The following is a 25,193-nucleotide window of genomic DNA, read 5'->3' as shown; positions in this document are numbered from 1 at the left end:
ATGCACCCACACCTGATCAAACTGCTCAGCCTGTCGGCCCTGACCGTGGGCATCCTGGCGGCCAGCGACGGCGCCGGCGCGGACGAGGCCAAGGCGCCTGCGTTCACCGCCGAGCCGTGCTGCAGCCTGTGCCCCGCCGCCCACGACCCGAAGAACTACACCACCCGCTACCAGCAGAACTTCACCACCCTGGTGCAGGCCCAGGGCGACTGGCTGTTCCGCACCCAGGAAGACCTGCGCACCGAATTCGACACCACCCCCGCCGGCTACCGGCGCCTGCAACAGCTGCACGATGCGTTCAAGAGCAAGGGCGTGGAACTGGTGATCGTCTACCAGCCGACCCGTGGCTTGGTGAACCGCAACAAGCTCAACCCGCAGGAGAAGGCCGCCTTCGACTACGAGAAGGCGCTGGGCAACTACAAGACCATGCTCGGCCGCTTCGCCAAGATGGGTTATGTGGTGCCGGACCTGTCGCCGCTCACCAACGAGTCGCTGCCCGAGACCCTGCCCGCCCACGACTTCTACTTCCGCGGCGACCAGCACTGGACGCCTTACGGCGCCCAGCGCACGGCGAAGATCGTCGCCGAGCAGGTCAAGCGGATCCCGGCCTTCGCCGACATCCCCAAGCGCGAGTTCGAGACCAAGCGCTCCGGGCGCATGGGCAAGACCGGCACCCTGCACAACATGGCCGGGCAACTGTGCGGCACCAGCTACGCGATCCAGTACATGGACCAGTTCACCACCGAGCCCAAGGGCGAGGCCGGCGACGGCGACCTGTTCGGCGACAGCGGCAACCCGCAGATCACCCTGGTGGGCACCTCCCACAGCGGCAAGAACTACAACTTCGCAGGCTTCCTCGAAGAGGCCATCGGCGCCGACATCCTCAACGTGGCGTTCCCCGGCGGCGGCCTGGAAGGTTCGATGCTGCAGTACCTGGGCAGCGACGAGTTCCAGAAGTCGCCGCCCAAGATCCTCATCTGGGAGTTCTCGCCGCTGTACCGCCTCGACCAGGAAACCATCTACCGCCAGATGATGGCGCTGCTGGACAACGGCTGCGAGGGCAAGGACGCGCAGATGAGCGCCAGCGCGACGCTCAAGCCGGGCAAGAACGAACTGCTGGTCAACAGCAAGAACCTGAACCTGCAGAACAGCGGCCACCAGGTCGACATCCGCTTCGCCGACACCTCGGTGAAGACCCTGCAGGCCACCCTCTGGTACATGAACGGCCGCCACGAGGACATCAAGATCGAAAAGCCGGAAACCTCCGACACCGACGGGCGTTTCGCCTTCGAGCTGCGCACGGATGAGGACTGGGCCACGCAGAACCTGCTGGCCGTCGAAGTCCAGGGCCCGGAAGCGGGCACCGCGCCGCAGAAGGTCGAAGCGAAAATCTGCAAACGCAACGTATTCCCGGGCGCGGGGCCGCAAACCGCCCAGCTCGGGCAATGAGGTCTGCCATGCGAAACCGAACGATCAAACACCTGCTTGCGCCGTCCCTGCTGACCCTGGCGATGTTCGCCGGGGCCGTCCAGGCCGCCGCGCCGCTGCGTCCGCCCCAGGGTTACTTCGCGCCTGTGGACAAGTTCAAGACCGGCGACAAGCGCGAAGGCTGCGACGCCATGCCGGCGCCCTACACCGGCCCGCTGCAGTTTCGCAGCAAGTACGAAGGCTCGGACAAGGCCCGCGCCACCCTCAACGTGCAGTCGGAGAAAGCCTTCCGCGACAGCACCGCCGACATCACCAAACTTGAGCGCGGCACGGCCAAGCGGGTGATGCAGTTCATGCGCGACGGCCGCCCGGAGCAGCTCGACTGCACGCTCGACTGGCTGACCGCCTGGGCCCGGGCCGATGCGCTGATGTCGAAAGACTTCAACCACACCGGCAAGTCGATGCGCAAATGGGCGCTGGGCAGCATGGCGTCCTCGTACATCCGCCTGAAGTTCTCCGACTCGCACCCGCTGGCCCAGCATCAGCAGGAGGCCCGGGAGATCGAGGCGTGGTTCGGCAAACTGGCCGACCAGGTGGTGAGCGACTGGGACAACCTGCCGCTGGCGCAGACCAACAACCACTCGTACTGGGCCGCGTGGTCGGTGATGGCGACGGCCATCGCCACCGACCGCCGCGACCTGTTCGACTGGGCGGTGAAGGAATACAAGGTCGGCGCCGGCCAGATCGACGCCGACGGCTACCTGCCCAACGAACTCAAGCGCCAGCAGCGCGCCCTGGCCTACCACAACTACGCCCTGCCGCCGCTGGCGATGATCGCCAGCTTCGCCCAGGTCAACGGCGTGGACCTGCGCCAGGAGAACAACGGCGCCCTCAAGCGCCTGGGCGACCGGGTGCTGGCCGGCGTGAAGGATCCGGACGCCTTCGAAGCGAAGAACGGCAAGAAGCAGGACATGACCGACCTGAAGGAGGACATGAAATTCGCCTGGCTCGAACCGTTCTGCAGCCTCTACGCCTGTGCGCCGGATGTGCTGGAGAAGAAGCACGGCATGCAGCCGTTCAAGACCTTCCGCCTGGGCGGCGACCTGACCAAGGTCTACGACCCGTCGCACGAGAAGGGCAACAAGGGCTCGTAAGGCAGAACACGAACCCCTGTGGGAGCTGGCTTGCCAGCGATTGCAATCTGACATTCAACACTGATGTCGACTGACCCGACGCTATCGCTGGCAAGCCAGCTCCCACAAGGGTTGCGGTGAATCTGGATGCAATACATCCCCCGGACTTTTCGTGGGGGGTTTTGGGGGGCCTTGGCCCTTGACTGTGGCTTCAAACATGGAGAAACCGGGATGGTCTTTTCATCCAACGTGTTCCTGTTCCTGTTCTTGCCGATCTTCCTCGGCCTGTACTACCTGAGCGGGCAACGCTACCGCAACCTGCTGCTGCTGATCGCCAGCTACGTGTTCTACGCCTGGTGGCGGGTGGACTTCCTGGCGCTGTTCGCCGGCGTCACCCTGTGGAACTACTGGATCGGCCTGAAGGTCGGCGCCGCCGGCGTGAGGAGCAAACCGGCCCAGCGCTGGCTGCTGCTCGGCGTGGCGGTGGACCTGTGCATCCTGGGCTATTTCAAGTACGCCAACTTCGGCGTCGACAGCCTCAACGCGATCATGACCTCGTTCGGCCTGGAGCCGTTCATCCTCACCCATGTGCTGTTGCCGATCGGCATCTCGTTCTACATCTTCGAGTCCATCAGCTACATCATCGACGTGTACCGCGGCGACACCCCGGCCACCCGCAACCTGATCGACTTCGCGGCGTTCGTGGCGATCTTCCCGCACCTGATCGCAGGTCCCGTGCTGCGCTTCCGTGACCTGGCCGACCAGTTCAACCACCGCACCCACACCCTCGACAAGTTCTCCGAGGGCTGCACCCGCTTCATGCAGGGCTTCATCAAGAAAGTGTTCATCGCCGACACCCTGGCGGTGGTCGCCGACCATTGCTTCGCCCTGCAGCACCCGACCACCGGCGATGCCTGGCTCGGCGCGCTGGCCTACACCGCGCAGCTGTACTTCGACTTCTCCGGCTACAGCGACATGGCCATCGGCCTGGGCCTGATGATGGGCTTCCGCTTCATGGAGAACTTCAAGCAGCCCTACGTCAGCCAGTCGATCACCGAGTTCTGGCGGCGCTGGCACATCAGCCTGTCCACCTGGCTGCGCGACTACCTGTACATCACCCTGGGCGGCAACCGCCGGGGCACGCTGACGACCTACCGCAACCTGTTCCTGACCATGCTGCTGGGCGGCCTGTGGCACGGCGCGAACATCACCTACATCGTCTGGGGCGCCTGGCACGGCATGTGGCTGGCGATCGAGAAGATGCTCGGCATCAACACCTCGCCGCGCCGCCTCAACCCGGTCCGCTGGGCCCTGACCTTCCTGCTCGTGGTCATGGGCTGGGTGATCTTCCGCGCCGAGAACCTGCACGTGGCCGGGCGCATGTACGGCGCGATGTTCAGCTTCGGCGACTGGTCGCTGTCGGAACTCAACCGCGCCAGCCTCACCGGCCTGCAAGTGGCGACCTTGGTTGTCGCTTACGTGACCCTGGCGTTCTTCGGCCTGCGCGACCTGTACACCAGCCCCGCCCCGGTCAAGGCCAAGCCTGCCGACGACGCCGGGCAAGACGGCCCGGCCGGCGCGCAACCCGGCCTGATCAAGGCCGCCCCCGGCGAAAACCCGGCGGCCATCCGCGAGCCCGGCTACACCGTCGGCGCGCCGGCCCAGGTGCAGCCGGCCTACTGGAGCGCCGACTGGCCGCGCTACGCGATGCGCGCCCTGGTGCTGCTGCTGTTCATCGCCTCGATTCTCAAACTCTCGGCGCAGAGCTTCTCGCCGTTCCTTTACTTCCAGTTCTGAGGGATCTGCCATGACCCGCTCATTACGCATGTTCTACATCGCCCTGTTTCTGCTGACCCTGCTGGTGCTCGGCCTGTGGTCGCTGCGCAGCTTCTTCGGCTTCAGCACCAACGCCGACGCCACGGTGCTCAACGGCCGCTGGACCAAGGCTGTGGAAACCCACTACGACGACGAGTTCCCGATCAAGCGCCTGGGCACCAACCTGTGGGCCGCGCTGGATTTCAAGCTGTTCAACGAAGGCCGTCCGGGCGTGGTGCTCGGCCGTGACCAGTGGCTGTACAGCGACGAGGAATTCAACCCGATCGTCAACGAAGAGCTGAACCTGCAAGGCAACTACGCGCTGGTCGAAGGCGTGCGCCAGACCCTCAAGGCCAAAGGCGTGAAACTGGTGATGGCCATCGTGCCGGCCAAGGTGCGCCTGTACCCGGAACACTTGGGCGAGGTGAAGCCGGCGAGCATCCACGCCAATCTGTACCAGGACTTCCACGCCCGCGTGGCGGCGGACAAGATCCTCGCCCCCGACCTGCTCGGCCCGCTGCAAAAGGCCAAGCGGAACGGTCAGCAAGTGTTCCTGCGCACCGACACCCACTGGACCCCGGAAGGCGCGGAAATCGCCGCCGACACCCTGGCCAAGACCATCGCCGACACGTTCCCGCTCAGCGGCGAGCCGCAGCGTTTCGTCACCACGCCGGCCGAGAAGGTCACGCACAAGGGCGACCTGCGCCTGTTCCTGCCGCTGGATCCGCTGTTCGAGAACCTGATGCCGGCCCAGGAGCCGCTGCAGAAGCGCAACACCGTGGCCGCCGACCAGCAGCCGGCCGGCGACGACGCCCTGTTCGCCAGCCGCGAAGTGCCGGTGGCGCTGATCGGCACCAGCTACAGCGCCAACCCCAACTGGAACTTCGTCGGCGCGCTCAAACAGGCGCTCAACAGCGACGTGGTCAGTTACGCCGAAGACGGCCACGGCCCGATCCTGCCGATGCTCAGCTACCTCAAAAGCGACGACTTCAAGAACAGCCCGCCCCAGGTGCTGATCTGGGAGTTCCCTGAACGATATCTGCCTGTGAACAACGAAATCGGCGACGCCGACCCGCAGTGGGTCGCAGAGCTCAAACAAGCCGGCGCGCGCCAACAGAACGTAGCTGTGAACACTTCATCCGAGACGCCCGACCGGGCGCAAAACTGAAAGAGAGGTACACCATGACTTTCACTCCAACTCCGCGTCGTCTCGCCCAACGCCTTGCCCTGGTCGCCGGCCTGAGCGTGCTGTCGGTGCAGGCGTTCGCCGGCGGCGACGCCGCGCTCTACGGCCCGACCGCGCCCAAAGGCTCGACCTTCGTGCGCGTCTACAACGCCAGCAACGCCGAAGTCAGCGCCACCGTCGGCAGCACCAGCCTGAGCGACATCGCCCCGCTGGCCAGCAGCGACTTCAGTTTCATGCCCGGCGGCGACTACAGCGCCAAGGTCGGCAGCCAGACCTTGCCGGTGAAACTGGCCGGCGACCACTACTACACCCTGGTCAACAACGCCTCCGGCGCGCCGCAGCTGATCGAGGAGCCGCCGTTCAAGAACAAGCAGAAATCCCTGGTGCGCGTGCAGAACCTCAGCGACAAGCCGCTGACCCTCAAGACCGCCGACGGCAAGACCGAGGTGGTGCCGAACGTGGCCGCCAAGGGTCGCGGCGAACGGGAGATCAACCCGGTGAAGGTCAGCCTGGCGCTGTTCGAGGGCGACAAGAAAGTCGGCGACGTGAAACCGGTCGCCCTGGAGCGCGGCGAAGCGGCGGTGCTGTACGTCACCGGAAACGGCAGCAGCCTGTCGCCGGTGTGGGTGAAGCGCCCGGTGTCTACCCGCTAAAGCTATTCCCTGTGGGAGCCAGCCTGCTGGCGATGCGGGCAACCCGGTTGTGCAGAAGCACCGAGGTGATGCCATCGCCAGCAGGCCGGCTCCCGCAAAAGCCCAATCAAATTGATTTTATGGAGTAAAGAATATGATTCCGGTGATCTTGTCAGGTGGTAGCGGTTCCCGTCTCTGGCCGCTGTCGCGCAAGCAGTTCCCCAAGCAGTTCCTCGCCCTGACCGGCGAGCACACCCTGTTCCAGCAGACCATCGAACGCCTGGTGTTCGAAGGCATGGACACCCCCATCGTGGTCTGCAACAAGGAGCACCGCTTCATCGTCAACGAGCAGTTGGCCAGCCGCCAGCTGGAGGCCCAGCGCATCCTGATGGAGCCGTTCGGCCGCAACACGGCGCCGGCGGTGGCGCTGACCGCGATGACGCTGGTCAACGAGGGCCGGGACGAACTGATGCTGGTGCTGCCGGCCGACCACGTGCTGGAGGACCAGAAGGCCCTGCAGCGTGCCCTGGCCCTGGCCACCGTGGCGGCGGAGAACGGCGAAATGGTGCTGTTCGGCGTGCCGGCCACCAAGCCGGAGACCGGCTACGGCTACATCAAGTCAGTCAACGATTCGCTGCTGCCCGAAGGCGTCAGCCGCGTCTCGCACTTCGTGGAGAAGCCCGACGTCAAGCGCGCCACCGAATACGTCGAGTCCGGCGGCTACTTCTGGAACAGCGGCATGTTCCTGTTCCGCGCCAGCCGCTTCCTCGAAGAGCTGAAAAAGCACGACCCGGACATCTACGACACCTGCCTGCTGACCCTGGAGCGCAGCGTCCAGGACCCGGACACCATCACCTTCGACGAAGCCACCTTCGCCTGCTGCCCGGACAACTCCATCGACTATTCCGTCATGGAGAAGACCCGGCGCGCCTGCGTGGTGCCGCTGACCGCAGGTTGGAGCGACGTCGGCTGCTGGTCGTCGCTGTGGGAGGTCAACGAGAAGGACGCCAACGGCAACGTCAGCAAGGGCGATGTGGTGATCCAGGACAGCAAGAACTGCATGATCCACGGCAACGGCAAGCTGGTGTCGGTGATCGGCCTGGAGAACATCGTCGTGGTGGAAACCAAGGACGCCATGATGATCGCCCACAAGGACAAGGTCCAGGGCGTCAAGCAGATGGTCAACACCCTCAATGCGCAGGGTCGCAGCGAGACCCAGAACCACTGCGAGGTCTACCGTCCGTGGGGCTCCTACGATTCGGTGGACATGGGCGGCCGGTTCCAGGTCAAGCACATCTCGGTCAAGCCGGGCGCCTGCCTGTCGCTGCAGATGCACCACCACCGCGCCGAGCACTGGATCGTGGTCAGCGGCACCGCCGAGGTCACCTGCGACGAGAACGTGTTCCTGCTCACCGAGAACCAGTCCACCTACATCCCGATCGCCTCGGTGCACCGCCTGCGCAACCCGGGCAAGATCCCGCTGGAGATCATCGAAGTGCAGTCGGGCTCGTACCTGGGCGAAGACGACATCGAGCGCTTCGAAGACATCTACGGCCGCTCCACCCCGGTCGGACGCGGCGTGTCGGTGAAGACCATCGCGCAGTGACCGCCCGGCAGTAACAAAAGCCCCCGCCCGCCCCGCTGCGTCCCCTATCCGCAGCGGGGCAGGCGGGGGCTTTTTTTCTGAGGCGTTCGTTGCCTGCTGGCGATGGCGCCGGAGCGGACACCGCAAACCACTTGCCAATCGCCAACCCCATCTACGCTTAGGTAGGATGGCCTTCCATCCCTGCGAGGTTGCGCGACATGTTCATCGGCGTCCTGCTGGTCATCACCTGGCTGATCCTGCTGCTGCGCTACCCCGCCAAGGCGTTGCCGGTCTCGGCGGCGGCGGCCGTCGGGCTGGCGCTGGTGGCGATGTGGGTGGTGTGGCTGGACAACCGCGAGGTCAAGCAACTGGCGCGCCTTGAGCTGCGCATCGCCTACGCGCCCGAACACTGTCCCGCCGACCGCCCGTTGCTGCTCAAGATGAACAACGGCAACGACGTGCCGCTGACCGAGCTGCGCTGGCGCATCGCCGCGTATGCGCCGGGCGACACGGTCAACCTGGCCGACAACCAGTACACCGCCCCGCGCTACCGCGGCCCCGGCGAACTGCAGGCCGGCGGCAACTGGGAAGACTGCCTGCCGCTGCCGCCGCTGCGCCCCGGTTACCGTCCGCAGACCCTGGAGTTCCGCGCCGAGCGGTTGCAGGGTAGTTTCTCCGACTGATCCCCTTCACTTCTGCACCCTTCACTTCTGCATAAGGAATGCGCCATGCCCGTTGCACTGATCACCGGTTGTTCCAGCGGCATCGGCCGCGCCCTCGCCGACGCCTTCAAGGCCGCCGGCTATGACGTCTGGGCCAGCGCGCGCAAGGCCGAAGACGTCGCCGCGCTGAGCGCCGCCGGCTTCACCGCCGTGCAGCTGGACGTCAACGACGGCGCGGCGCTGGAGCAGTTGAGCGAGCGGCTCAACCACGAGCGCGGCGGCCTCGACGTGCTGATCAACAACGCCGGCTACGGCGCCATGGGCCCGCTGCTCGACGGCGGCGTGCCGGCCATGCAGCGCCAGTTCGAGACCAACGTGTTTTCCATCGTCGGCGTCACCCGTGCGCTGTTCCCGGTGCTGCGCCGGGCCAAGGGCCTGGTGGTGAACGTCGGCAGCGTGTCGGGCGTGCTGGTCACGCCGTTCGCCGGCGCCTACTGCGCCTCGAAGGCGGCGGTGCACGCCTTGAGCGACGCGCTGCGCATGGAGCTGGCGCCGTTCGGCATCCGGGTGACGGAAGTCCAGCCCGGCGCCATCGAATCCAGCTTCGCCAAGAACGCAGGCCATGAGGCCGAGCAACTGATCACCGAGCAGTCGCCGTGGTTTCCGTTGCGCGAAGGGATCCGGGCGCGGGCCAAGGCGTCCCAGGACAAGCCGACCCCGGCCCGGGACTTCGCCGCCGAACTGCTCAAGGCTGTGCAGCAGGCCAACCCGCCCCGGCTGATCCGCATCGGCAACGGCAGCCGGGCGCTGCCGTTGCTGGCGACCTGGCTGCCCAAGGGCCTGCTGGAATCGACGCTGATGAAGCGGTTCGGGTTGCGCGCAAGCCTCTGACGGCGGCGAAATGGCCAAACCGGCCGGTCCAGACCGTCGAGCCGGCCCCGGCGCTCATCAACACATCTTACTGACCCCTGTGGCGAGGGAGCTTGCTCCCGCTGGGCTGCGCAGCAGACCCGTTTTTTTTGGGCCGCTACGCGCCCCAGCGGGAGCTCGCTCCCTCGCCACACAACGGATCATTGGCCGTCGGACTGCTTCACCACCACCGTGCAGGTAATCCCCGCCGCCAGCAGCCCCCCTTCCGGCACCTCGTCGATGTGAATGCGCACCGGCACCCGCTGGGCCAGGCGCACCCAGTTGAACGTCGGGTTGACGTCGGCGATCAGCTCGCGGCTTTCCGGGTTGTCGCGGTCGTAGATGCCGCGGGAAATGCTCTCCACATGGCCCTTGAGGACTTCGCCGCTCATCAGTTGCATGTCGGCCTGGTCGCCCACGCGCACATGGGGCAGCTTGGTCTCTTCGAAGAAGCCGTAGACCCAGAACGAGTTCATGTCGACCACGGCCATCTTCGCCTCGCCGATGCGCGCGTAGTCGCCGCGGTGTACGTTGAGGTTGGTCACGTAGCCGTCCACCGCCGCCCGCACTTCGGTGCGTTTGAGGTTGAGTTCGGCGGCCTCCAGCTGCGCCTGGGCGTGCTGGTAGTCGGCCAGGGCCGAGTCGGCGATGTTGCTGGCGTCGTCGCGGTTTTCCTTGGAGATCACCAGGTTGTCCAGGTCGGCGCGGCGGTGGGCGTTGACCTTGCGCATCTCCCACGTCGCCTTGCGCGAGGCCACCAGCGCCTGCGCCTGCTTGACCGCCAGCCGGTAGTGCTCGGGGTCGATCTGCATCAGCAGGTCGCCCTTCTTCACCAATTGGTTGTCGCGCACCGGCACGTCCACCACTTCGCCGGTGACGTCCGCGGCGACGTTGATGATGTCCGCCCGCACCCGGCCGTCGCGGGTCCACGGCGTGTTCATGTAGTGCTCCCACAGGGTGCGCCCGGTCCACAACGCCAGGGCCAGCACCAGCAGGGTCGCGAGCAGGCTGAAAAACTTTTTCATCAAGACCTTCTTCAGAGTTGGAGAGTCAGCGGTAGACGGTCAGCGCCATCGCGCCGAACAGACAGGTGAACAGGCTCAGGCGCAGCAGCGCCGGATGCCAGAAGAAGCGGTACAGGTCGAACCCCGACAGGAAGCGGTCCAGCGCCCAGGCCAGTGCCGCGGCGATGAAGAACATCAGGGTCATGGTCGGCATGTACACGCCGTGGAAGGCGATTTCACGGGGCATGGGCAAGTCCTTCGGGCTTGGCGGTTGCGTAGGCGGCGAGCGGTGACTGCGGGTCGAGCAGCGAGGTGCGGATGAAGTGCAGGTAGCTTTTCACCCGGCGCAGCGCCGAGGTGTCGAAGTGCGGCGCGAACGGCTCGTCGGTGGCGGCGACACGGCCGATCGCGTGGTCGACCGCCACCAGCGCCCGCTCCAGGTTGCTGGCGTTGGGTTGCAGGAACAGCCGCACCAGCGCCCGCCCCATCACGCGGATCGCCTGGCGCCACGGCTGGGATTCGGCGTAGGCCGGGTGCACCGGCAGGATCGTCTGCTCCTTGCGCAGCTCGATGACCGCGTGGCCGACCTCCAGCACCACGAACATCCAGCGCAGCAGGTTTTTCTGCACCTGCGGCTGGCCGGTCGCCAGGCCGTAGGCCTGGTGCATCAGGTCGCGGGTGCGGCTTTCGAACCCTGAGGCCAGGCCCTTGAGCTTGCCGCTGATGGCGTACACCACCTGGCCGCGCAGGTCCTGCTCCAGCCGCTTCCACAGCCAGCGGCTGTTGGGCGGCAGGATGATCGCCCCGGCGGCGGCGCACACCAGCATGCCCATGACCATGGCGATGTAGTCGTTGATGAAGGTGTACGGGTTGTAGATCGTCAGGTTGTCCGGCACCGAACCGGTGCTGAAAAAGATCAGCAGCCCGAGGCCGACCCCGGCGTACTGCGGGCGCGAGGTCAGGAACGAGCCGAGCACGATCACCGGCGCCAGCATCACGCACAAGAGCGGGAAGCCGTCGATCCACGGGAAGATGAAGAACATCTCGACGAAGCCGATCAGCGCGCCGAGGAACGTGCCGCACGCCATCTGGAACGCCATGCGCTTGGGGTTCGGCGTGGCGGCGGACAGGCCCACGGTGGCGGCGGCGATCAGGGTCATGGTCGCGCCGCTCGGCCACGCGGTGGCCACCCAGTAGCTGCCCAGCACGATCAGGATGAACGAGGCGCGGATCCCCGAAGCGGCCGCCGCCCACCAACTGGTCTGCGGGGTGAACGGCTCGTCCCAGCGTTCGCGCTCGTGACGGTGGTCGGCCAGGGACGCGTGGGTCTGCGCATAACTGTGCAGGTCATCGACGAAGCGGTAGAGCAACTCGTAAGCGGTGTGGAAATCCAGCAGCTCGGCCTCGCTCGGGCCGGTCTCCTGGAACGCCCCCCGCAGGCTGCGCACCCGCGCCGGCAGGCCTTCCTTGTAGGCCGTAAGTGCCGTCACCAGGCGCGCCGCATCGGGGCTGGTCAGGGCCCTGCCGCTGAAGCCGTCGAGCACTTCGGCCAGGTCCTGCAGGCCCGGCCTGATCGCCGCCACCACGTGTTCCTCATCGTTGCCGCGCAAGCGTTCGAGCAACTGGTGCAGGGCGTTGAAGCGGGTGGTGATGCCCATGAACTCGCTGTTCAGGCGGCTCAGCCGGCCGTTGCGCCGACGCATGTGCGGGTCTTCGAACACGGTCACGCTGCGCAGGCCTTCCAGGCCCACCGCTTCGGCGATGAAGCGCACGTTGCTGGCCTCGAACGCCTCAGGCTTGCTGCGCCCGCGCAAGCCGTCGGTGACGAACAGGGCGAACACGCCGAAGCGCTGGTACAAGGCGTTGCGCATGGCGGCGCTGGCGGTCTGCGGCAGGATCGCGGCGCTGACCAGGGTGGAGCAGAGAATCCCCAGGGAGATCTCCAGCACCCGCCACACCGCCGCCATGAACGCGCCGTCCGGGTGCGCCAGCGCCGGCAGGCCGACCATCGCCGCCGTGTACCCGGCCAGCACGAAACCGTAGGCGCGGAAGTTGCGGCAGCGGGCGGCGCCGGCCGAGCAGATGCCGACCCAGATCGCCAGGGAACCCAGGAACAGTTCGGTGTTCTGGGCGAACAGCGCGATCAGCGTGACCATCATCGCCGACCCGGCCAGGGTGCCCAGGAACCGGTAGAAACTCTTGGCGAACACCTGGCCGCTCTGCGGCTGCATGACGATGAACACGGTGATCATCGCCGTGCGCGGCTGCGGCAGCTCCAGGCGCATCGCCAGCCACAGGGTGAGGAACGCGGCGATCAGCACCTTGAAGATGTAGACCCAGGTCACGCCGTCGCTGCGTGCCCAGTCGAAAAAACCCCGGCGCCATTCCAGGGAGTGCAGCCAGCGCAGGGGGGCGGGCATGGGAGTCATGGAGTCTTGCTCAAAAGTCGTAGGCCGGAAGAGGGTCTGTGGCAGTTCTCACTGTGGCGAGGGAGCTTGTCGGATCGCCGCACCGTCCCGCCCGAGTGCGCAGCGTTCGCCAGGGCCCACGGGAACTCCGTCGTCTTGGGGCCGCTGCGCAGCCCAGCGGGAGCAAGCTCCCTCGCCACAGAAACCGGGTGGCCGCAGTGCAGAGTTTCACCGCAGCAACGCCGGGGTTTTCGGAACCTGGGTCTGCTCAGCCGTCGGCACATCGTTGCCCGCGCCGAGCCCGCCGCCCAGCGCCGTCACCAGCTCCGCATGGGCGCTCAACCGCGCCGCCTGCACCTGCTGCTGCACCTGCTGCTGCCTGAACAGCAGGGTCTGGGCGTTGAGCACGTTGAGGTAGTCGGTGAGCCCCCGCCGATAGGCGACCATCGCGATGTCGTAGGTCTTCTGCGCGGCGGCCACGGACTCGGCGGCGAAGGTCTGCTGCTTGTCCATCGACTCGCGGCGGATCAGTTGGTCGGAGAGGTTTTTCAGCGCATTGACCAGGGTCTGGTTGTAGTGCGCCACGGCGATGTCGTAGCCGGCGGACGCTTCACCCAGCTCCGCCCGCAGCCGCCCGCCGTCGAAGATCGGCAGCGAGATCGCCGGCCCCACGGTGTAGTTGAGCTTCTTGCCGGTCAGGAACTCCAGCGCCCCGCCGCCGGTGGCCATGTAGCCGAGGCTGCCGACCAGGTCGACGTTGGGGTAGAACCCGGCGTGGGCCACGTCGATGCCACGGGCCTGCGCCGCCACCTGCCAGCGGCTGGCGACCACGTCCGGACGCTGGCCGAGCAGTTCGGCGGGCAGCGCCGACGGCAGTTTCAGCGCCGTGCCCAGGGACAGGGTCGGCCGCCGCAACTGCGCGCCCTCCCCCGGCCCTTTGCCGGCCAGTGCGGCGATCTGGTTGCGGCTCAGGGCGATTTCTTCGTCCAGCGCATCCAGTTGCCGGTGGGTTTCCGGCAACGGCGTTTCGGCCTGGCTGACTTCGAAATGGGTGCCGATCCCGCCGTCCAGGCGTTTTTGCGCCAGGTCCAGAATCTGCTGTTGCTGCGCCAGCGTCGCGGCGACGATGTCGCGCTGGGCGTAATGCAGCGACAGCTCGATGTAGGCGCGCACGAGGTTGTTCTGCAGTTCGAGCCGGGCCTGCTGCGCCTCGGCCGCCGTCATGTGCGCCAGGTCCACCGCCCGCTCGGTGCTGTTGCGGTCCCGGCCCCAGAGGTCCAGGTCGTAACTGAAGCCCAGCGCGGCGTTGTTGTCCCAGGTGGTGGTGTTGGCCAGGTCGCCCGGGCCGTAGAACGGATCGGTCGGCCAATTGTGGCGCTTGAGCGTGGACTGGCCGTTGACCTGCAGCGACTCGGCGGCTTCGGCCGCGCCGGCCATGGCCTTGGCCTGGCGCACCCGCGCGGCGGCCATGGCCAGGCTCGGGCTGCCTTGCACGGCCTGGTCGATCCAGCGGTTCAGTTGCGGGTCGCCAAAGGCTTGCCACCATTGCGCGGCGGGCCAGTTTGCGTCACGGGCGGCGTGGGCGATGGCCTCGTCGGTGGCCAGTGCATTGGCCTCCAGCGCCTTGCCCTGCGGGGCGATCCCGCCGGTTCCGATGCAGCCGCCAAGACCCAGGGTAAAAGCCAGAACACTGAGCGGCAAAAGCGCTCTGTTGATGCGACGCGGCACTGCTGCGAATTCCTGAAAGAGGGGAAAAGCGGGGAACCTGTGGGAGCGGCGACGGAGCGGTTGCCTGCCGGCGCGGTATCACACCCGGGCACCGGATCCGTTGACCTGGCGCATGCGCAAGCACACCCCATTCCCACTTCGGCGCAATTCTATGAGGGCGCCCGGACCGCGATAAGCTGGGATTCCTGTGAATCTTTGTTACCGTTAACGAGATAATCCCTAAGTCGGGGGTCTCGCCTTTGAAACTTCATGTCACAATTTGCCATCTCCCTTGAGAGCACCCCATGGACACATTGCAAAACATGCGTGCCTTCAGTTGCGTGGCCGAGGCCGGCAGTTTCACCGCCGCCGCCGTGCAGCTCGACACCACCACGGCCAACGTCTCGCGCGCGGTCTCCAACCTTGAGGCCCACCTGCAAACCCGCCTGCTCAACCGCACCACCCGGCGCATCGCCCTGACCGAGGCCGGCAAGCGCTACCTGCTGCGCTGCGAGCAGATCCTGGCCTACGTGGAAGAGGCGGAAGCCGAGGCCAGCGACGCCCACTCGCGCCCGGCCGGGCAGCTCAAGGTCCACACCATGACCGGCATCGGCCAGCACTTCGTCATCGACGCCATCGCCCGCTACCGCAAGACCCACCCGGACGTGACCTTCGACCTGACCCTGGCCAACCGCGTGCCGGACCTGCTCGACGAGGGCTACGACGTGTCCCTGGTGCTGGCCAGCGAACTGCCGGACTCCGGTTTCGTCTCCCAGCGCCTGGGCATCACCTACAGCATCGTCTGCGCCTCGCCCGCCTACGTGAAGGCCAACGGCTGCCCGCAGAAGCCCAGCGACCTGCTCAACCACGCCTGCCTGCGCCTGGTGAGCCCGGTCATCCCCCTGGAGAAATGGGCCTTCGACGGCCCGGAAGGCCAGGAGATGGTGACCATCAACAGCTCGCCGTTCCTGGTGAACTCCGCCGATGCGATGAAGACCGCGATCATCAGCGGCATGGGCATCGGCGTGCTGCCGGTGTACGCCGCCATCGAAGCGTTGCGCAACGGCTCGCTGGTGCGGGTGATGCCCAACTACCGCTCCCAGGAGCTGAATCTGTACGCCATCTACCCGTCGCGCCAGTACCTGGACGCGAAGATCAAGACCTGGGTCGAGTACCTGCGCGGCTCGCTGCCGGAGATCCTCTCGGCGCACCAGGCGGAACTGGCGGCCTACGAAATGAGCGGCAGCCTGGGCGGCGTGCGGCTGGCGAACTGAGTTCGGCGTCCTACAGACGGGGTGGTTTGCGCGGATGTTTCCGACAGGTTTTGACGGTTGTCGGTCGGAAATGCGCTGGATAGGCTTTGGGGGTCGCTGACAGATTCAGTGACCGGGCCTGGAAAACCCGAAGTTCAGGATCGAACCACATGACATAATGCGGCGCTTTTCGGCTTCGTTATGGCAGCTGTACGTGGGAGACCTTCGGGTCTGCCGGGTTTGATCCTTTCCGGTTTTTCCAGTCCGCGTACAGCTGCCACCCTTTCGCCTGGAAAACGGGAGATGGCAGCTCCACCCCCTCCTAAGGATCTTTGCCATGTTCAAACCAACACCGAACCCACCCGCCGCCGACAGCACCTCCCCTTACGAATCCACCGATTCGCGAAAACTCCACGACGCCGCCGAACGTGCGCTCGACCACTACCTCAACCCCTCCCAGCCTTCCGCCCGCCGTCCGGGCCGCATGTTCATGGTCGACCCGGCCATGGACGACGAAAGCCTGCTGGTGCACGCCAGCGCCTCCTTGGCCTCGGCGGGCACCCTGACCAGCCAACTGGCCCAGCAACTGGGCACGGAGCAGCGCGACACGATCCTGGCGATCCAGCAGGTGATCATGCTGGCGGGGCTGTCGGTGAACCGGGTGCTGGACAATGTGAAGGTTCAGCCGGGGCACAGTTGATTCCCCTTTGTGGGAGCGGGCTGAGCACATCAGTTAGGGATGGGTTGGCTGGCAGGCCGCCATCGCCAGCAGGCTGGCTCCCACAAGTATCCCGGTGCCCACAAAATCCAGGCACACCACAAAAACCTGTGGGAGCCGGCTTGCCGGCGATGGCGGTGGGTCAGTCACCACAGATGTCGGCAGTGCCGGCCCCATCGCTGGCAAGCCAGCTCCCACAAGGAATTGGGTTGGACCGTCAGAAATGGGTCGGCTGTCAGGCCGCCGTGGCGTGCGTCTCAAAAGGCCGAGTGTCAGCTCGCCTCGCTTTTGATCTTGATCTGCCGGCCCCTTCGGAAGGCTGAGCGGAGGGGTTCATCCGGGGACAGGCGCGCAGCGCCGTTTGGCGCAGCCAAACACATCGGAAGGAGGTGCAGCGAAGCAAACCGTAGCCGATGCCCCCGGATGAATCCCGGAGCGAAGGAACCCCGAGCCTTAGCGAGGGGCCGTACGCCGGGGCCAGCGTTTTTGGTTACTTTTGGCTGGGCCGGCATTCCGGGCGTTTGCCAAAAGTGACCCGCCGTAAGGGCGGAACCGCCAGCGGCAACACCCGCAGAAACGGATATTCACCCAAACCCAAAACCCCAACCCCCAGAGCCCTCCAAGACAACCCAAAACAGAAATGTTAGCGTGCTCAGCAATCCCGCCCCGCCGAGCCCAAAGCAATGAAAAAAACCGTCCTGGCCTTCAGCCGCATCACCCCGCCCATGATCGAACGCCTGCAACAGGACTTCGACGTCATCGTGCCCAACCCGAAGAACGGCGACATCGGCGCCCAGTTCAACGAAGCCCTGCCCCACGCCCACGGCCTGATCGGCGTCGGCCGCAAGCTCGGCAAGGCCCAGCTGGAACACGCGGCGAAGCTGGAAGTGGTCTCCAGCGTGTCGGTCGGCTACGACAACTACGACCTGGCCTACTTCAACGAACGCGGGATCATGCTCACCAACACCCCGGACGTGCTCACCGAAAGCACCGCCGACCTGGCCTTCGCCCTGATCATGGCCAGCGCCCGCCGCGTCGCCGAACTGGACGCCTGGACCAAGGCCGGCCAGTGGCAGGCCAGCGTCGGCGCCCCGCTGTTCGGCTGCGACGTGCACGGCAAGACCCTGGGCATCGTCGGCATGGGCAACATCGGCGCCGCCGTGGCCCGGCGCGGACGGCTGGGTTTCAACATGCCGATCCTCTACAGCGGCAACAGCCGCAAGACCGCGCTTGAGCAAGAGCTGGGCGCGCAGTTCCGCAGCCTGGATCAACTGCTCGCCGAAGCGGACTTCGTGTGCCTGGTGGTGCCGCTCAGCGACCAGACCCGCCACTTGATCAGCCACCGCGAACTGGCGCTGATGAAGCCGGGCGCGATTCTGGTCAACATTTCCCGAGGTCCGGTGGTGGACGAGCCGGCGCTGATCCAAGCGCTGCAGAACAACCGCATCCGCGGTGCCGGCCTGGACGTCTACGAAAAGGAACCGCTGGCCGAATCCCCGCTGTTCCAGCTGAAAAACGCCGTGACACTGCCGCACATCGGCTCGGCCACCCACGAAACCCGCGAAGCGATGGCCAACCGGGCGCTGGCCAACCTGCGCAGCGCGCTGCTGGGCGAACGACCGCAGGATCTGGTGAATCCGCAGGTCTGGAGAGGCTGATCCCCACCGCCAGGGCTTGCGCAAAACCGCCAGGCCCTGGTGCCGCCGGTTCAATCGAAGTCTGTATCGTTAATTGAGCCGAGCAATTAATCACACAACTTGAAAACCACTCTTTCCCCGTTATCTTTCCTGCCTCTATAGACTTCCGCCTATCGCCCCATTCAATGGAATGGCGCCATATACGGAGAATAAAAAGTGGGAACGCTCACAACCGCTCAAATCATCAGAAGAAGCAAGATCGCCATTGTCTTAATGGTCGGAGTATTTGGCGTGCTGATTGTCTTCAGCAACTTGACCGACTATCAGTCGAACTACATATACCTTGGCCACATCCTCAGCATGGACACCACCAACAGCCATCTGCAGTACCGGGCCATCACCTCGGAGATGATGCACCACCGGATCTACTGGATGATCATGACCCTGGAAACCATCTTCACTTCATCTTGCCTGCTCGGCTGCTATCAACTTTACAAACAACTGGACGCATCGCCTGAGCAATTTCACGAAGCCAAGAAATATGCCGTACTTGGTTTCCTGGTGGGACTGTTCGTTTATTACTTCTGCCTTCAGGTCATAGGCAACGAATGGTTCGACATGGATCAGTCCGAAGACTGGAACGCCATGAAGTGGGCGCAGAGCATTGTCGACTTCCTGATACCGGCGTTGATCTATCTGGTATTGAAAGTCGACAACTGAGGCGGTTGTTTCAATGCGCAGGCTTGGCGAACGCGACGGTCGCAGGCTTGGGTTTGCGGAACACCAGCACGTTGCCCAGCATCACCAGCACCAGGCCGGCCAGCGCCGGTGCCGTCCACTGATAGCCCTCGGCAAACGCCGAGACGTTCAGCGCCACCACCGGGAACAGCACCGTGCAATAGGCGGCGCGTTCCGGGCCCATGCGCCCGACCAGCGTCAGGTAGGCGGTGAAGCCGATCACCGAGCCCGGGATCACCAGGTACAGCAGCGCGCCGATGTAGCGCGGCGTCCATTCCATGCCGAACGGGATGCCCTTGACCAGGCACCACAGCGACAGCATCGCCGCGCCATAGGCCATGCCCCAGGCGTTGGTGGTCAGCGGCTTGAGGCCGGCCTTCTGCTGCAGGCTCGACAGCATGTTGCCCGCCGAGAAGCACAAGGTGCCGCACAGGGCCAGCCCCAGGCCGAGCAAGGTCTGCGGGCTGGCGTGGTGGCCGGCCAGCTCCGGCCAGAACAGCAGCCCCAGCCCGAGCAGGCCGAGCCCGCCGCCCGTCAGCACGTTGCGGGCGATCCGCTGGCCGAAGAACACCCGGGCGTTGAGCGCGTTCCACAAGGTCGCGGTGGAGAAGACCACGGCGACCAGGCCGCTGGGGATCCATTGGCTGGCCGTCAGAAAGCACATGAAATTGACGCAGAACAGGCACAGCCCCTGCGCCACACAGATCAAATGCCCGCGCCGGTTCATCGGTTGAAGACGGCGGCTGAGCAGCAACAGGGCGAACAGCACCAGCGCCGCCAGGCCGAAGCGATAGACGATCGACACCGGGATCTCCACCACGCCCAATTGCCATTTCAAGGCGATCCAGGTGGTGCCCCAGATCAGCACGGTCAGCAGGTACAGCGAAAGGTTCATGGCGGACTCTCCTGATGTGGCGAGCGAGCTTGCTCGCGCTGGGGCGCGAAGCCGCCCCCGACGGATCGCAGCCCCACAGGGTCTGCGCAACGCAGGAGCTCAGCGTGCGGCATCCGTTGCGGGGCCGCTTGCATAAACTTGCGCTTTTGTCCGGCGACGGGCTGGCAGCGCCGGCGCCACGGAGTAGGATGCAAGGCGTTGGAGAGAACCGAACATGGCCGCACTCGATACCCTGCAAGTCTTCAAAGCCCTCAGCCGCTCGCCGAACGCTCGCCTGGAGCACAGCGCCGAGCTCGGGGACGGCTTGTCCGCCGCGCTGTGGAGCAATCACCACGACGCCCAGGAGTACGAGGCGCCCAGCCACCACACCCTGTCCTGCTACATCGCCGGCGGCACCGGCACCTTCCGCCGCGGCCAGCCCGGCAACAAGGGCGCACCGGACAAGCTGTGCATCCTGCCGGCCGACCACGAGTCCGGCTGGGTGATCAACGGCGACATCCGCCTGGCCCACCTGTATTTCAGCGCCGAGCAGTTCGCGCTCGGTTGCGTCACCCTGCTCGACCGCGAGCCACGGGAGATGCAGTTGCGCGAGCAGACCTTCCTGGACGATCCGCAGCAAGCCTTGCGCTTTCGGCAATTGCTCACCCTCGACTGGGACGAGCCCGGCGAGCGCCTGCTGACCAGCAGCCTGGCCCACGAACTGATCAGCCACACCTTGCTCAGCCAGGTCGGCGCGCGTTCGGGGCTGCGCCTCAAGGGCGGGCTGGCGCCGCATCAGCGGCGGCTGCTGGTGGGCTTCATCGACAGCCACCTGGGCGATCCCATCAGCCTCGGGCAACTGGCGGGGCTGTGCGCCTTGTCCGAATACCACTTTGCGCGGATGTTCCGGACAAGCTTCGGCCTGCCGCCGCACCAGTACGTGCTGGCGCGGCGCCTGGGCCGGGCGCGGGAGCTGCTGCGGGGGACGGGGTTGCCGCTGGGCGAGATCGCGCTGGCGTGCGGCTTCGCCAGCGCCAGCCACTTCACCAACCGGTTCCGCCAGGTGATCGGCGCAACGCCCGGTGAGTATCGTCAGGCGTTCCTGCGTTAGGCGGTGGATCGCTGTTGCTTGAGCGGGCCTCATCGCGAGCAGGCTCGCTCCCACATTGGTCCGCGGCGGTCGCAAACACGTGCGTCCAGCCAGTCCCCTGTGAAGGCATCCCTGCCCAGCCGATCCCTGCGGGAGCGAGCCTGTCCGCGATGAACGATGACGCGGCCGCGGGTCAGAACTCCAGGGTGCTCGACAGCGAGATCTGCCGCGAATCCCCCATCGACACAAAGAACCGGCTCGCCGCCGAGGTGTAGTAGGTGCGGTCGAACAGGTTCTTCACGTTAAGCTGGAACTTGACCTTCTGCCCGTCCAGTTTCGTGTCGTAGGTGGCGAAGGCATCCGCCACGGTGTAGCTCGGCAGTTCGAAGTCGTTCACCGCGTTGCCCGCCCGCTCCCCGACGTACCGCGCACCGGCGCCGACCCGCAGCTGATCGCCGCCGATCACGCTGCCGAAGTCGTACACCGCCGACAGCGACCCCGTGTTCTTCGCCACGTTCTGCAGGCGGTTGCCTTGGTAGTCCGGGTCCTTGGTGACCTCGGCGTCGGTGTAGGCATAGCTGCCGATCAGGCTCCAGCGGTCGTTCAACTGGCCGGTCAGATCCACTTCAAGCCCCCTTGAGCGCACTTCGCCGGCGGCGCTGTAGATCGTGGTCGGGCCTTCGGCGTTGGCCACCAGCACGTTGCGTTTCTTGATGTCGAACAGCGCGACGTTGCCGGTGATGCGGCCCGGCATGTCGAGGCGCGCCCCCAGCTCCCAGGACTTGGCCTCTTCCGGCGCGATGCTGCCGTCGAGCACGGTGCTGCTGCCGCTCAGCGGGGCGATGGTCGAGTTGGGCTTGAACGATTCGGTGTAGCTGCCGTAGAACGACAGCGCGTCGGTGTAGCGGTAGACCAGCCCGGCGCGCGGCACCCATTTCTGGCCGTTGCTGTCGGTGTTGGCCTTGAACGGCACGCCTTTGCCGGCGTACTGGTCGTAGGTCTGGAAGCGCCCGCCGGCCACCAGGATCCACTGGTCGTCGAGGTGGATCGAGTCCTGCACGAACACCGAATCGCTGCGCAGCAGGTCGGTCTGGGCCGAGTCCGCCGGGCTGACGGTGGTGCCCGCGACCTCGCGGCCGTACACCGGGTTGACGTAGCTGAAGGTGCTCAGGCTTTTCTGGCGGATCAGGTCTTCGCGGTAGATCTTGCGGTACTCGTCGTCGACGCCGAACACCAGGTCGTGCTGCATGCCCAGCACGTTGACCTTGCCTTCGAGGCTGGCGGTGGCGAAGCGGTCGGTGCTGATCGCGTTCTGGGTGCCGTCCATGCTGCGGGTCAGCGTGCCCTTCTTGGTGTCGATGGCGGTCACCCGCACTTGGCTGGCGTCGTAGGTCTCGCGGTTCCAGCTGTAGCCGAAGTGGGCTTTCCAGTCGTCGTTGAGTTCGTGGTCGGCCTCGAAATGGTAGAGGTCGGAGCGGCCTTCCATGTTGTTGAACGGCTCGTCCAGCCGCTCGTTGCGCGAGATGTCCAGCGGGTGGTTGGTGCGCGGGTCGATCAGCGTGCCGCGGTCGAACGGGGTGAGGAATTCCCGGTGCTCGTAGGCGAACAGCAGTTTGGTGCGCTCGCCGAACCAGGCCAGCGACGGCGCGACCAGGGTTTCGCGATGGGTGCCGAAGTTGCGCCAGTAGTCTTCGTCCTCATGGTCCAGCACCATGCGGTAGGCCAGGCCCGACTCGCCCAGCGCGCCGGTGCTGTCGAAGCCGCCGCCGCTGCCGTTCTTGCCGTCGCCGTAGGTGGAGCCGCGCAGCGTCAGGGCGTTGTACGGCGTGAGCTCCGGCTTCTTGCTGACCAGGTTGACCACCCCGCCCGGATCCTGAATCCCGTACAGCAAAGAGGCCGGCCCCTTGAGCACTTCGACCCGGTCCACCGTGGCGTTCATGCCACGGCCCTGCACCAGCGGCATGCCGTCGCGCATGATCGAGCCGTTGCGGTTGTCGCCGAAGCCGCGGGTCATCACCGAATCCTGGGTGCTGCCCAGGGTGTTGCCCTGGGTGATGCCGCTGACGTTGGCCAGCGCGTCGTCGAGGTTGCGCGGCGCCTGATCGCGGATGACCTGGGCCGGGATCACGTTGACGGTCTGGGGAATCTCCTGCAGCGAAGCGGACGAGCGCATCACCGAACTGGTGGCCGGCGGCTGGTAGCTCATGGGCGCGTCCGCCACCGAGGTGATGGTGGTGGCGCCGAGGTTCAGCGCGCCTTCGGTGGGTGCCGGCTCCAGCGCCAGGGTGTGGCTGTCGGTGCGGCGGAAGGTCATGCCGGAGCCGCTGAGCAGGCGTTGCAGGGCCTGTTCGGCGCTCATCCGGCCGTTGACCGCCGGCGCGGTGAGGCCGTAGGGCGCCTCATCGGTGTAGACCACGCTCTGCCCGGTCAGGCGGCTGAAGTCGCTCAAGGCCTGGGGCAGCGGCTTGGCCGCCAGGTTGAAACTGAACGACGGCAGCAACTGGCTGCCGACGGCGTCGGCGGCCAGCGCCACGCCCGAAGGCAGCAAGGCCAATGCCGAAAAACTCAATGCAGACGCGCTGAACCACTGTTTGACCGAACCCGACTTTGCCCTGGACTTCATTGCTCATGACCTGTGTAGAACCGCTACGGATGCGAATGACTCGCAGTTTCTGTCACTACACGGTTGGCGTTCGGATCTACCTCACCGGTTTTCTGAAAATATTTTCGGGGGATGCGTTGGCCGCACGGACGCCATCGCCAGCAGGCTGGCTCCCACAAGGGATCCCGGGTGTCCGCAGGATCCCCGTGCACCGTAGAACCCTGTAGGAGCTTGCCTGCAAGCGATGAGGCCGGCAGCCTCAGCGCAGGATGATCAGTTGCCCAAGGATCCGATGCTGCTCGAACCCCAACACCCCTTGCAGGGAATCGAGCACCGCCTGCGGATCCCTGCTCGGGAAACTGCCGCTGACCTTGCGCGCGGCCAGCCCGTCATCGAGCAACAGGATCCGACCGGGGTAGTAGCGCCGCAGATCCTGCACCACATCAGCCAGGCTCGCCTTGTAGTAGTTGAGCCAGCCCTGGCGCCAGGCCAACTGCGCTTCGCTGTCCACCGCCCGCAGGGGCTGGGCGGTGCCGTTGGCGTAGGCCGTTTGCTGGCCGGCGGTGAGAATCTGCTGCGGTGCCTCCCGGCCCGCCGTCACGCCGACCCGCCCGGACAGCACCGTGACCTGCGCACCGTGCGGTTGCAGGCGCACTTCGAACTGGGTGCCGAGCACCCGCGCCTGCCCCTGTTCGGCATCGACCACGAACGGCTCGCCGGTGTGGGTCACGCTGAAGAACCCGGCGCCCCGACGCACTCGCACATGCCGCTCGCCACCGCTGAAGTCCACGGCGATGGCGCTGTCGGCGTCCAGGGTCACTTGCGATCGGTCGGCCAGCGTCACCGTGCGGATCTCACCGGGGGCCGAGACATAGTCCGCGCCCAGGTCATCGACCCAGCGCTGCGGCTGCCAGCCGCCGCCCAGGCCGATCATCAGCACCAGGCACGCGGCCATCGCCAGCGCCCCGGCCCATCGCCGCAACGGTGCGCGGCGCGGGCGGTCCATGGCGTCGAGATAGCCCTGCAACGCCAGCGCCTCTTCGTCGGCCAGCGTACGCGCCGGCCCTTCGCTCATTTCCCAGACCACCTGCGCCTGGGCATAGGCCTCGGCGTGTGCGGGGTCGGCATGCAGCCACCGGCTGAACGTGAGTTGGTCGCCGGTGCTGGGGCGGTCGTGCAGCAGGCTCAGCCAGGCGAGGGCCTCCTGTTCCTGGGCGGGCGTCGGCGCGACGCGGTCGGTGGTGTTCACGGTGCTTTCCCTGGCGTGCGTGGCGCGGGTTCGCGCAGGCTGGCCTTGCAGGCCTCGAGGGCGCGCATCATATGTTTTTCCACGGCGCTTTGGGACAGGCCCATGGCTTTGGCGATCTCGGCGTACTTGCGCCCATGGATGCGGTTGAGCAAGAAGATCTGCCGGGTGCGCTCGGGCAAGGCGCGCAAGGCCGCCTCGACATGGCGCAGATCGTTGCCCGCCTCCAGCGCCGCCTGGGGCTCGCTGCCGCTGCCGGCCGCCTCGTCCGGTTGCCAGCCTTCGCTGTGCCGCAGCCGCGCGCCTTCGCTGCGCAGATGGTCGATGGCGATGTTGCCGGCGCACCGCAACAGGTAGGTGCTCAGCTCTTCGACCTGCACCAGCGGCCGGCGCCAGAACCGCAGGAACAGATCCTGCACCAGATCCGCCGCCGTCGCCCGGCAGCCGACGCGCCGGTTCACCAGGGCCTCCATCTGCGACCGCTGGGACAGGAACACCTGGAGAAAATGCGCCCGTGCCCCGCGCGGTTCGTCGTCGCGGGCGTCCGGCGGAAGGCCGATCAGCAT

The 25,193-nt window shown here is 66.0% G+C and carries 21 protein-coding genes; 13 read left to right on the top strand and 8 right to left on the bottom strand.

Annotated elements, in window-relative coordinates; all coding sequences use genetic code 11:
* The 8 genes from ACIP0B_RS02305 (at position 1) to ACIP0B_RS02270 (ending at position 9,332) form a co-directional block, all read left to right on the top strand.
* Positions 1 to 1,449: an alginate O-acetyltransferase gene (locus ACIP0B_RS02305; RefSeq protein WP_400829502.1), complete on the top strand. Its 1,449-nt coding sequence runs from the start codon at positions 1 to 3 to the stop codon at positions 1,447 to 1,449.
* An 8-nt stretch (positions 1,450 to 1,457) separates the two neighbouring features.
* Positions 1,458 to 2,582, top strand: a complete 1,125-nt coding sequence (locus tag ACIP0B_RS02300) for a mannuronate-specific alginate lyase (protein ID WP_400829500.1) — start codon at positions 1,458 to 1,460, stop codon at positions 2,580 to 2,582.
* A gap of 210 nt (positions 2,583 to 2,792) precedes the next feature.
* Entirely contained in the window at positions 2,793 to 4,358 is a 1,566-nt protein-coding gene (locus tag ACIP0B_RS02295) for an MBOAT family O-acyltransferase (protein ID WP_400829498.1), read from the top strand.
* Positions 4,359 to 4,368: 10 nt separating this feature from the next.
* Positions 4,369 to 5,544, top strand: coding sequence for an alginate O-acetyltransferase (locus ACIP0B_RS02290; protein WP_400829496.1), 1,176 nt, complete (start codon positions 4,369 to 4,371; stop codon positions 5,542 to 5,544).
* 14 nt (positions 5,545 to 5,558) lie between these two features.
* Positions 5,559 to 6,215, top strand: coding sequence for an alginate O-acetyltransferase AlgF (locus ACIP0B_RS02285; RefSeq protein WP_400829494.1), 657 nt, complete (start codon positions 5,559 to 5,561; stop codon positions 6,213 to 6,215).
* Positions 6,216 to 6,348: 133 nt separating this feature from the next.
* Positions 6,349 to 7,800 carry a mannose-1-phosphate guanylyltransferase/mannose-6-phosphate isomerase gene (locus ACIP0B_RS02280; protein ID WP_400829492.1) on the top strand — a complete coding sequence of 484 codons (1,452 nt, stop codon included), beginning with the start codon at positions 6,349 to 6,351 and terminating at the stop codon, positions 7,798 to 7,800.
* Between the two features lie 197 nt (positions 7,801 to 7,997).
* Complete coding sequence (locus ACIP0B_RS02275) at positions 7,998 to 8,462, top strand: multidrug transporter (RefSeq protein ID WP_400829490.1); 465 nt, start codon at positions 7,998 to 8,000, stop codon at positions 8,460 to 8,462.
* Positions 8,463 to 8,507: 45 nt separating this feature from the next.
* Positions 8,508 to 9,332, top strand: coding sequence for an SDR family oxidoreductase (locus ACIP0B_RS02270; RefSeq protein ID WP_400829488.1), 825 nt, complete (start codon positions 8,508 to 8,510; stop codon positions 9,330 to 9,332).
* Between the two features lie 179 nt (positions 9,333 to 9,511).
* Here the strand turns inward: ACIP0B_RS02270 and ACIP0B_RS02265 are convergent, their stop codons facing one another.
* The 4 genes from ACIP0B_RS02265 to ACIP0B_RS02250 all read right to left on the bottom strand — a co-directional run bounded on the left by ACIP0B_RS02265 (position 9,512) and on the right by ACIP0B_RS02250 (position 14,490).
* The gene (locus ACIP0B_RS02265; RefSeq protein WP_400829486.1) at positions 9,512 to 10,375 is read right to left on the bottom strand and encodes an efflux RND transporter periplasmic adaptor subunit; all 864 of its coding nucleotides are present in this window, start codon (positions 10,373 to 10,375) and stop codon (positions 9,512 to 9,514) included.
* A 25-nt stretch (positions 10,376 to 10,400) separates the two neighbouring features.
* A complete protein-coding gene (locus ACIP0B_RS02260) occupies positions 10,401 to 10,601 on the bottom strand; it encodes a DUF1656 domain-containing protein (protein ID WP_015096751.1) in 201 nt (66 codons plus the stop codon).
* Positions 10,591 to 12,783 (bottom strand): FUSC family protein, encoded by a 2,193-nt coding sequence (locus ACIP0B_RS02255; protein ID WP_400829483.1) that lies wholly within the window; start codon positions 12,781 to 12,783, stop codon positions 10,591 to 10,593. Before ACIP0B_RS02255 ends, ACIP0B_RS02260 begins: the two co-directional genes overlap by 11 nt.
* 207 nt (positions 12,784 to 12,990) lie before the next feature.
* Positions 12,991 to 14,490: an efflux transporter outer membrane subunit gene (locus ACIP0B_RS02250; RefSeq protein WP_400829481.1), complete on the bottom strand. Its 1,500-nt coding sequence runs from the start codon at positions 14,488 to 14,490 to the stop codon at positions 12,991 to 12,993.
* Between the two features lie 284 nt (positions 14,491 to 14,774).
* Between ACIP0B_RS02250 and ACIP0B_RS02245 the strand changes: the two genes are divergently transcribed.
* The 4 genes from ACIP0B_RS02245 (at position 14,775) to ACIP0B_RS02230 (ending at position 18,797) form a co-directional block, all read left to right on the top strand.
* A complete protein-coding gene (locus ACIP0B_RS02245; protein WP_085578749.1) occupies positions 14,775 to 15,743 on the top strand; it encodes a LysR family transcriptional regulator in 969 nt (322 codons plus the stop codon).
* Positions 15,744 to 16,059: 316 nt separating this feature from the next.
* Positions 16,060 to 16,422, top strand: coding sequence for a DUF6124 family protein (locus tag ACIP0B_RS02240; protein WP_400829479.1), 363 nt, complete (start codon positions 16,060 to 16,062; stop codon positions 16,420 to 16,422).
* Positions 16,423 to 17,123: 701 nt separating this feature from the next.
* Positions 17,124 to 18,098: a 2-hydroxyacid dehydrogenase gene (locus ACIP0B_RS02235; RefSeq protein ID WP_400829477.1), complete on the top strand. Its 975-nt coding sequence runs from the start codon at positions 17,124 to 17,126 to the stop codon at positions 18,096 to 18,098.
* 195 nt (positions 18,099 to 18,293) lie between these two features.
* The gene (locus ACIP0B_RS02230) at positions 18,294 to 18,797 is read left to right on the top strand and encodes a DUF2165 family protein (protein WP_400829475.1); all 504 of its coding nucleotides are present in this window, start codon (positions 18,294 to 18,296) and stop codon (positions 18,795 to 18,797) included.
* A gap of 10 nt (positions 18,798 to 18,807) precedes the next feature.
* Here ACIP0B_RS02230 and ACIP0B_RS02225 read toward each other — a convergent pair whose 3' ends face one another.
* On the bottom strand, positions 18,808 to 19,710 hold the full coding sequence (locus tag ACIP0B_RS02225) for a DMT family transporter (protein ID WP_400829473.1): 903 nt from the start codon (positions 19,708 to 19,710) through the stop codon (positions 18,808 to 18,810).
* A 214-nt stretch (positions 19,711 to 19,924) separates the two neighbouring features.
* Here ACIP0B_RS02225 and ACIP0B_RS02220 point away from each other — a divergent pair, with 214 nt between their 5' ends.
* On the top strand, positions 19,925 to 20,800 hold the full coding sequence (locus tag ACIP0B_RS02220; protein WP_085578739.1) for an AraC family transcriptional regulator: 876 nt from the start codon (positions 19,925 to 19,927) through the stop codon (positions 20,798 to 20,800).
* 172 nt (positions 20,801 to 20,972) lie between these two features.
* Here the strand turns inward: ACIP0B_RS02220 and ACIP0B_RS02215 are convergent, their stop codons facing one another.
* The 3 genes from ACIP0B_RS02215 to ACIP0B_RS02205 form a co-directional block, all read right to left on the bottom strand.
* Positions 20,973 to 23,402, bottom strand: a complete 2,430-nt coding sequence (locus ACIP0B_RS02215) for a TonB-dependent siderophore receptor (RefSeq protein WP_400829471.1) — start codon at positions 23,400 to 23,402, stop codon at positions 20,973 to 20,975.
* 238 nt (positions 23,403 to 23,640) lie between these two features.
* Positions 23,641 to 24,630, bottom strand: a complete 990-nt coding sequence (locus ACIP0B_RS02210; RefSeq protein ID WP_400829469.1) for a FecR family protein — start codon at positions 24,628 to 24,630, stop codon at positions 23,641 to 23,643.
* Entirely contained in the window at positions 24,627 to 25,193 is a 567-nt protein-coding gene (locus ACIP0B_RS02205; protein WP_400829467.1) for an RNA polymerase sigma factor, read from the bottom strand. Before ACIP0B_RS02205 ends, ACIP0B_RS02210 begins: the two co-directional genes overlap by 4 nt.

The organism is Pseudomonas sp. NPDC089534 (assembly GCF_044749305.1).
Taxonomy (GTDB): Bacteria; Pseudomonadota; Gammaproteobacteria; order Pseudomonadales; family Pseudomonadaceae; genus Aquipseudomonas; species Aquipseudomonas ekonensis.
Note: the sequence above shows the minus strand (reverse complement) of the source record. Positions and strands in the feature narration are given on the sequence as shown.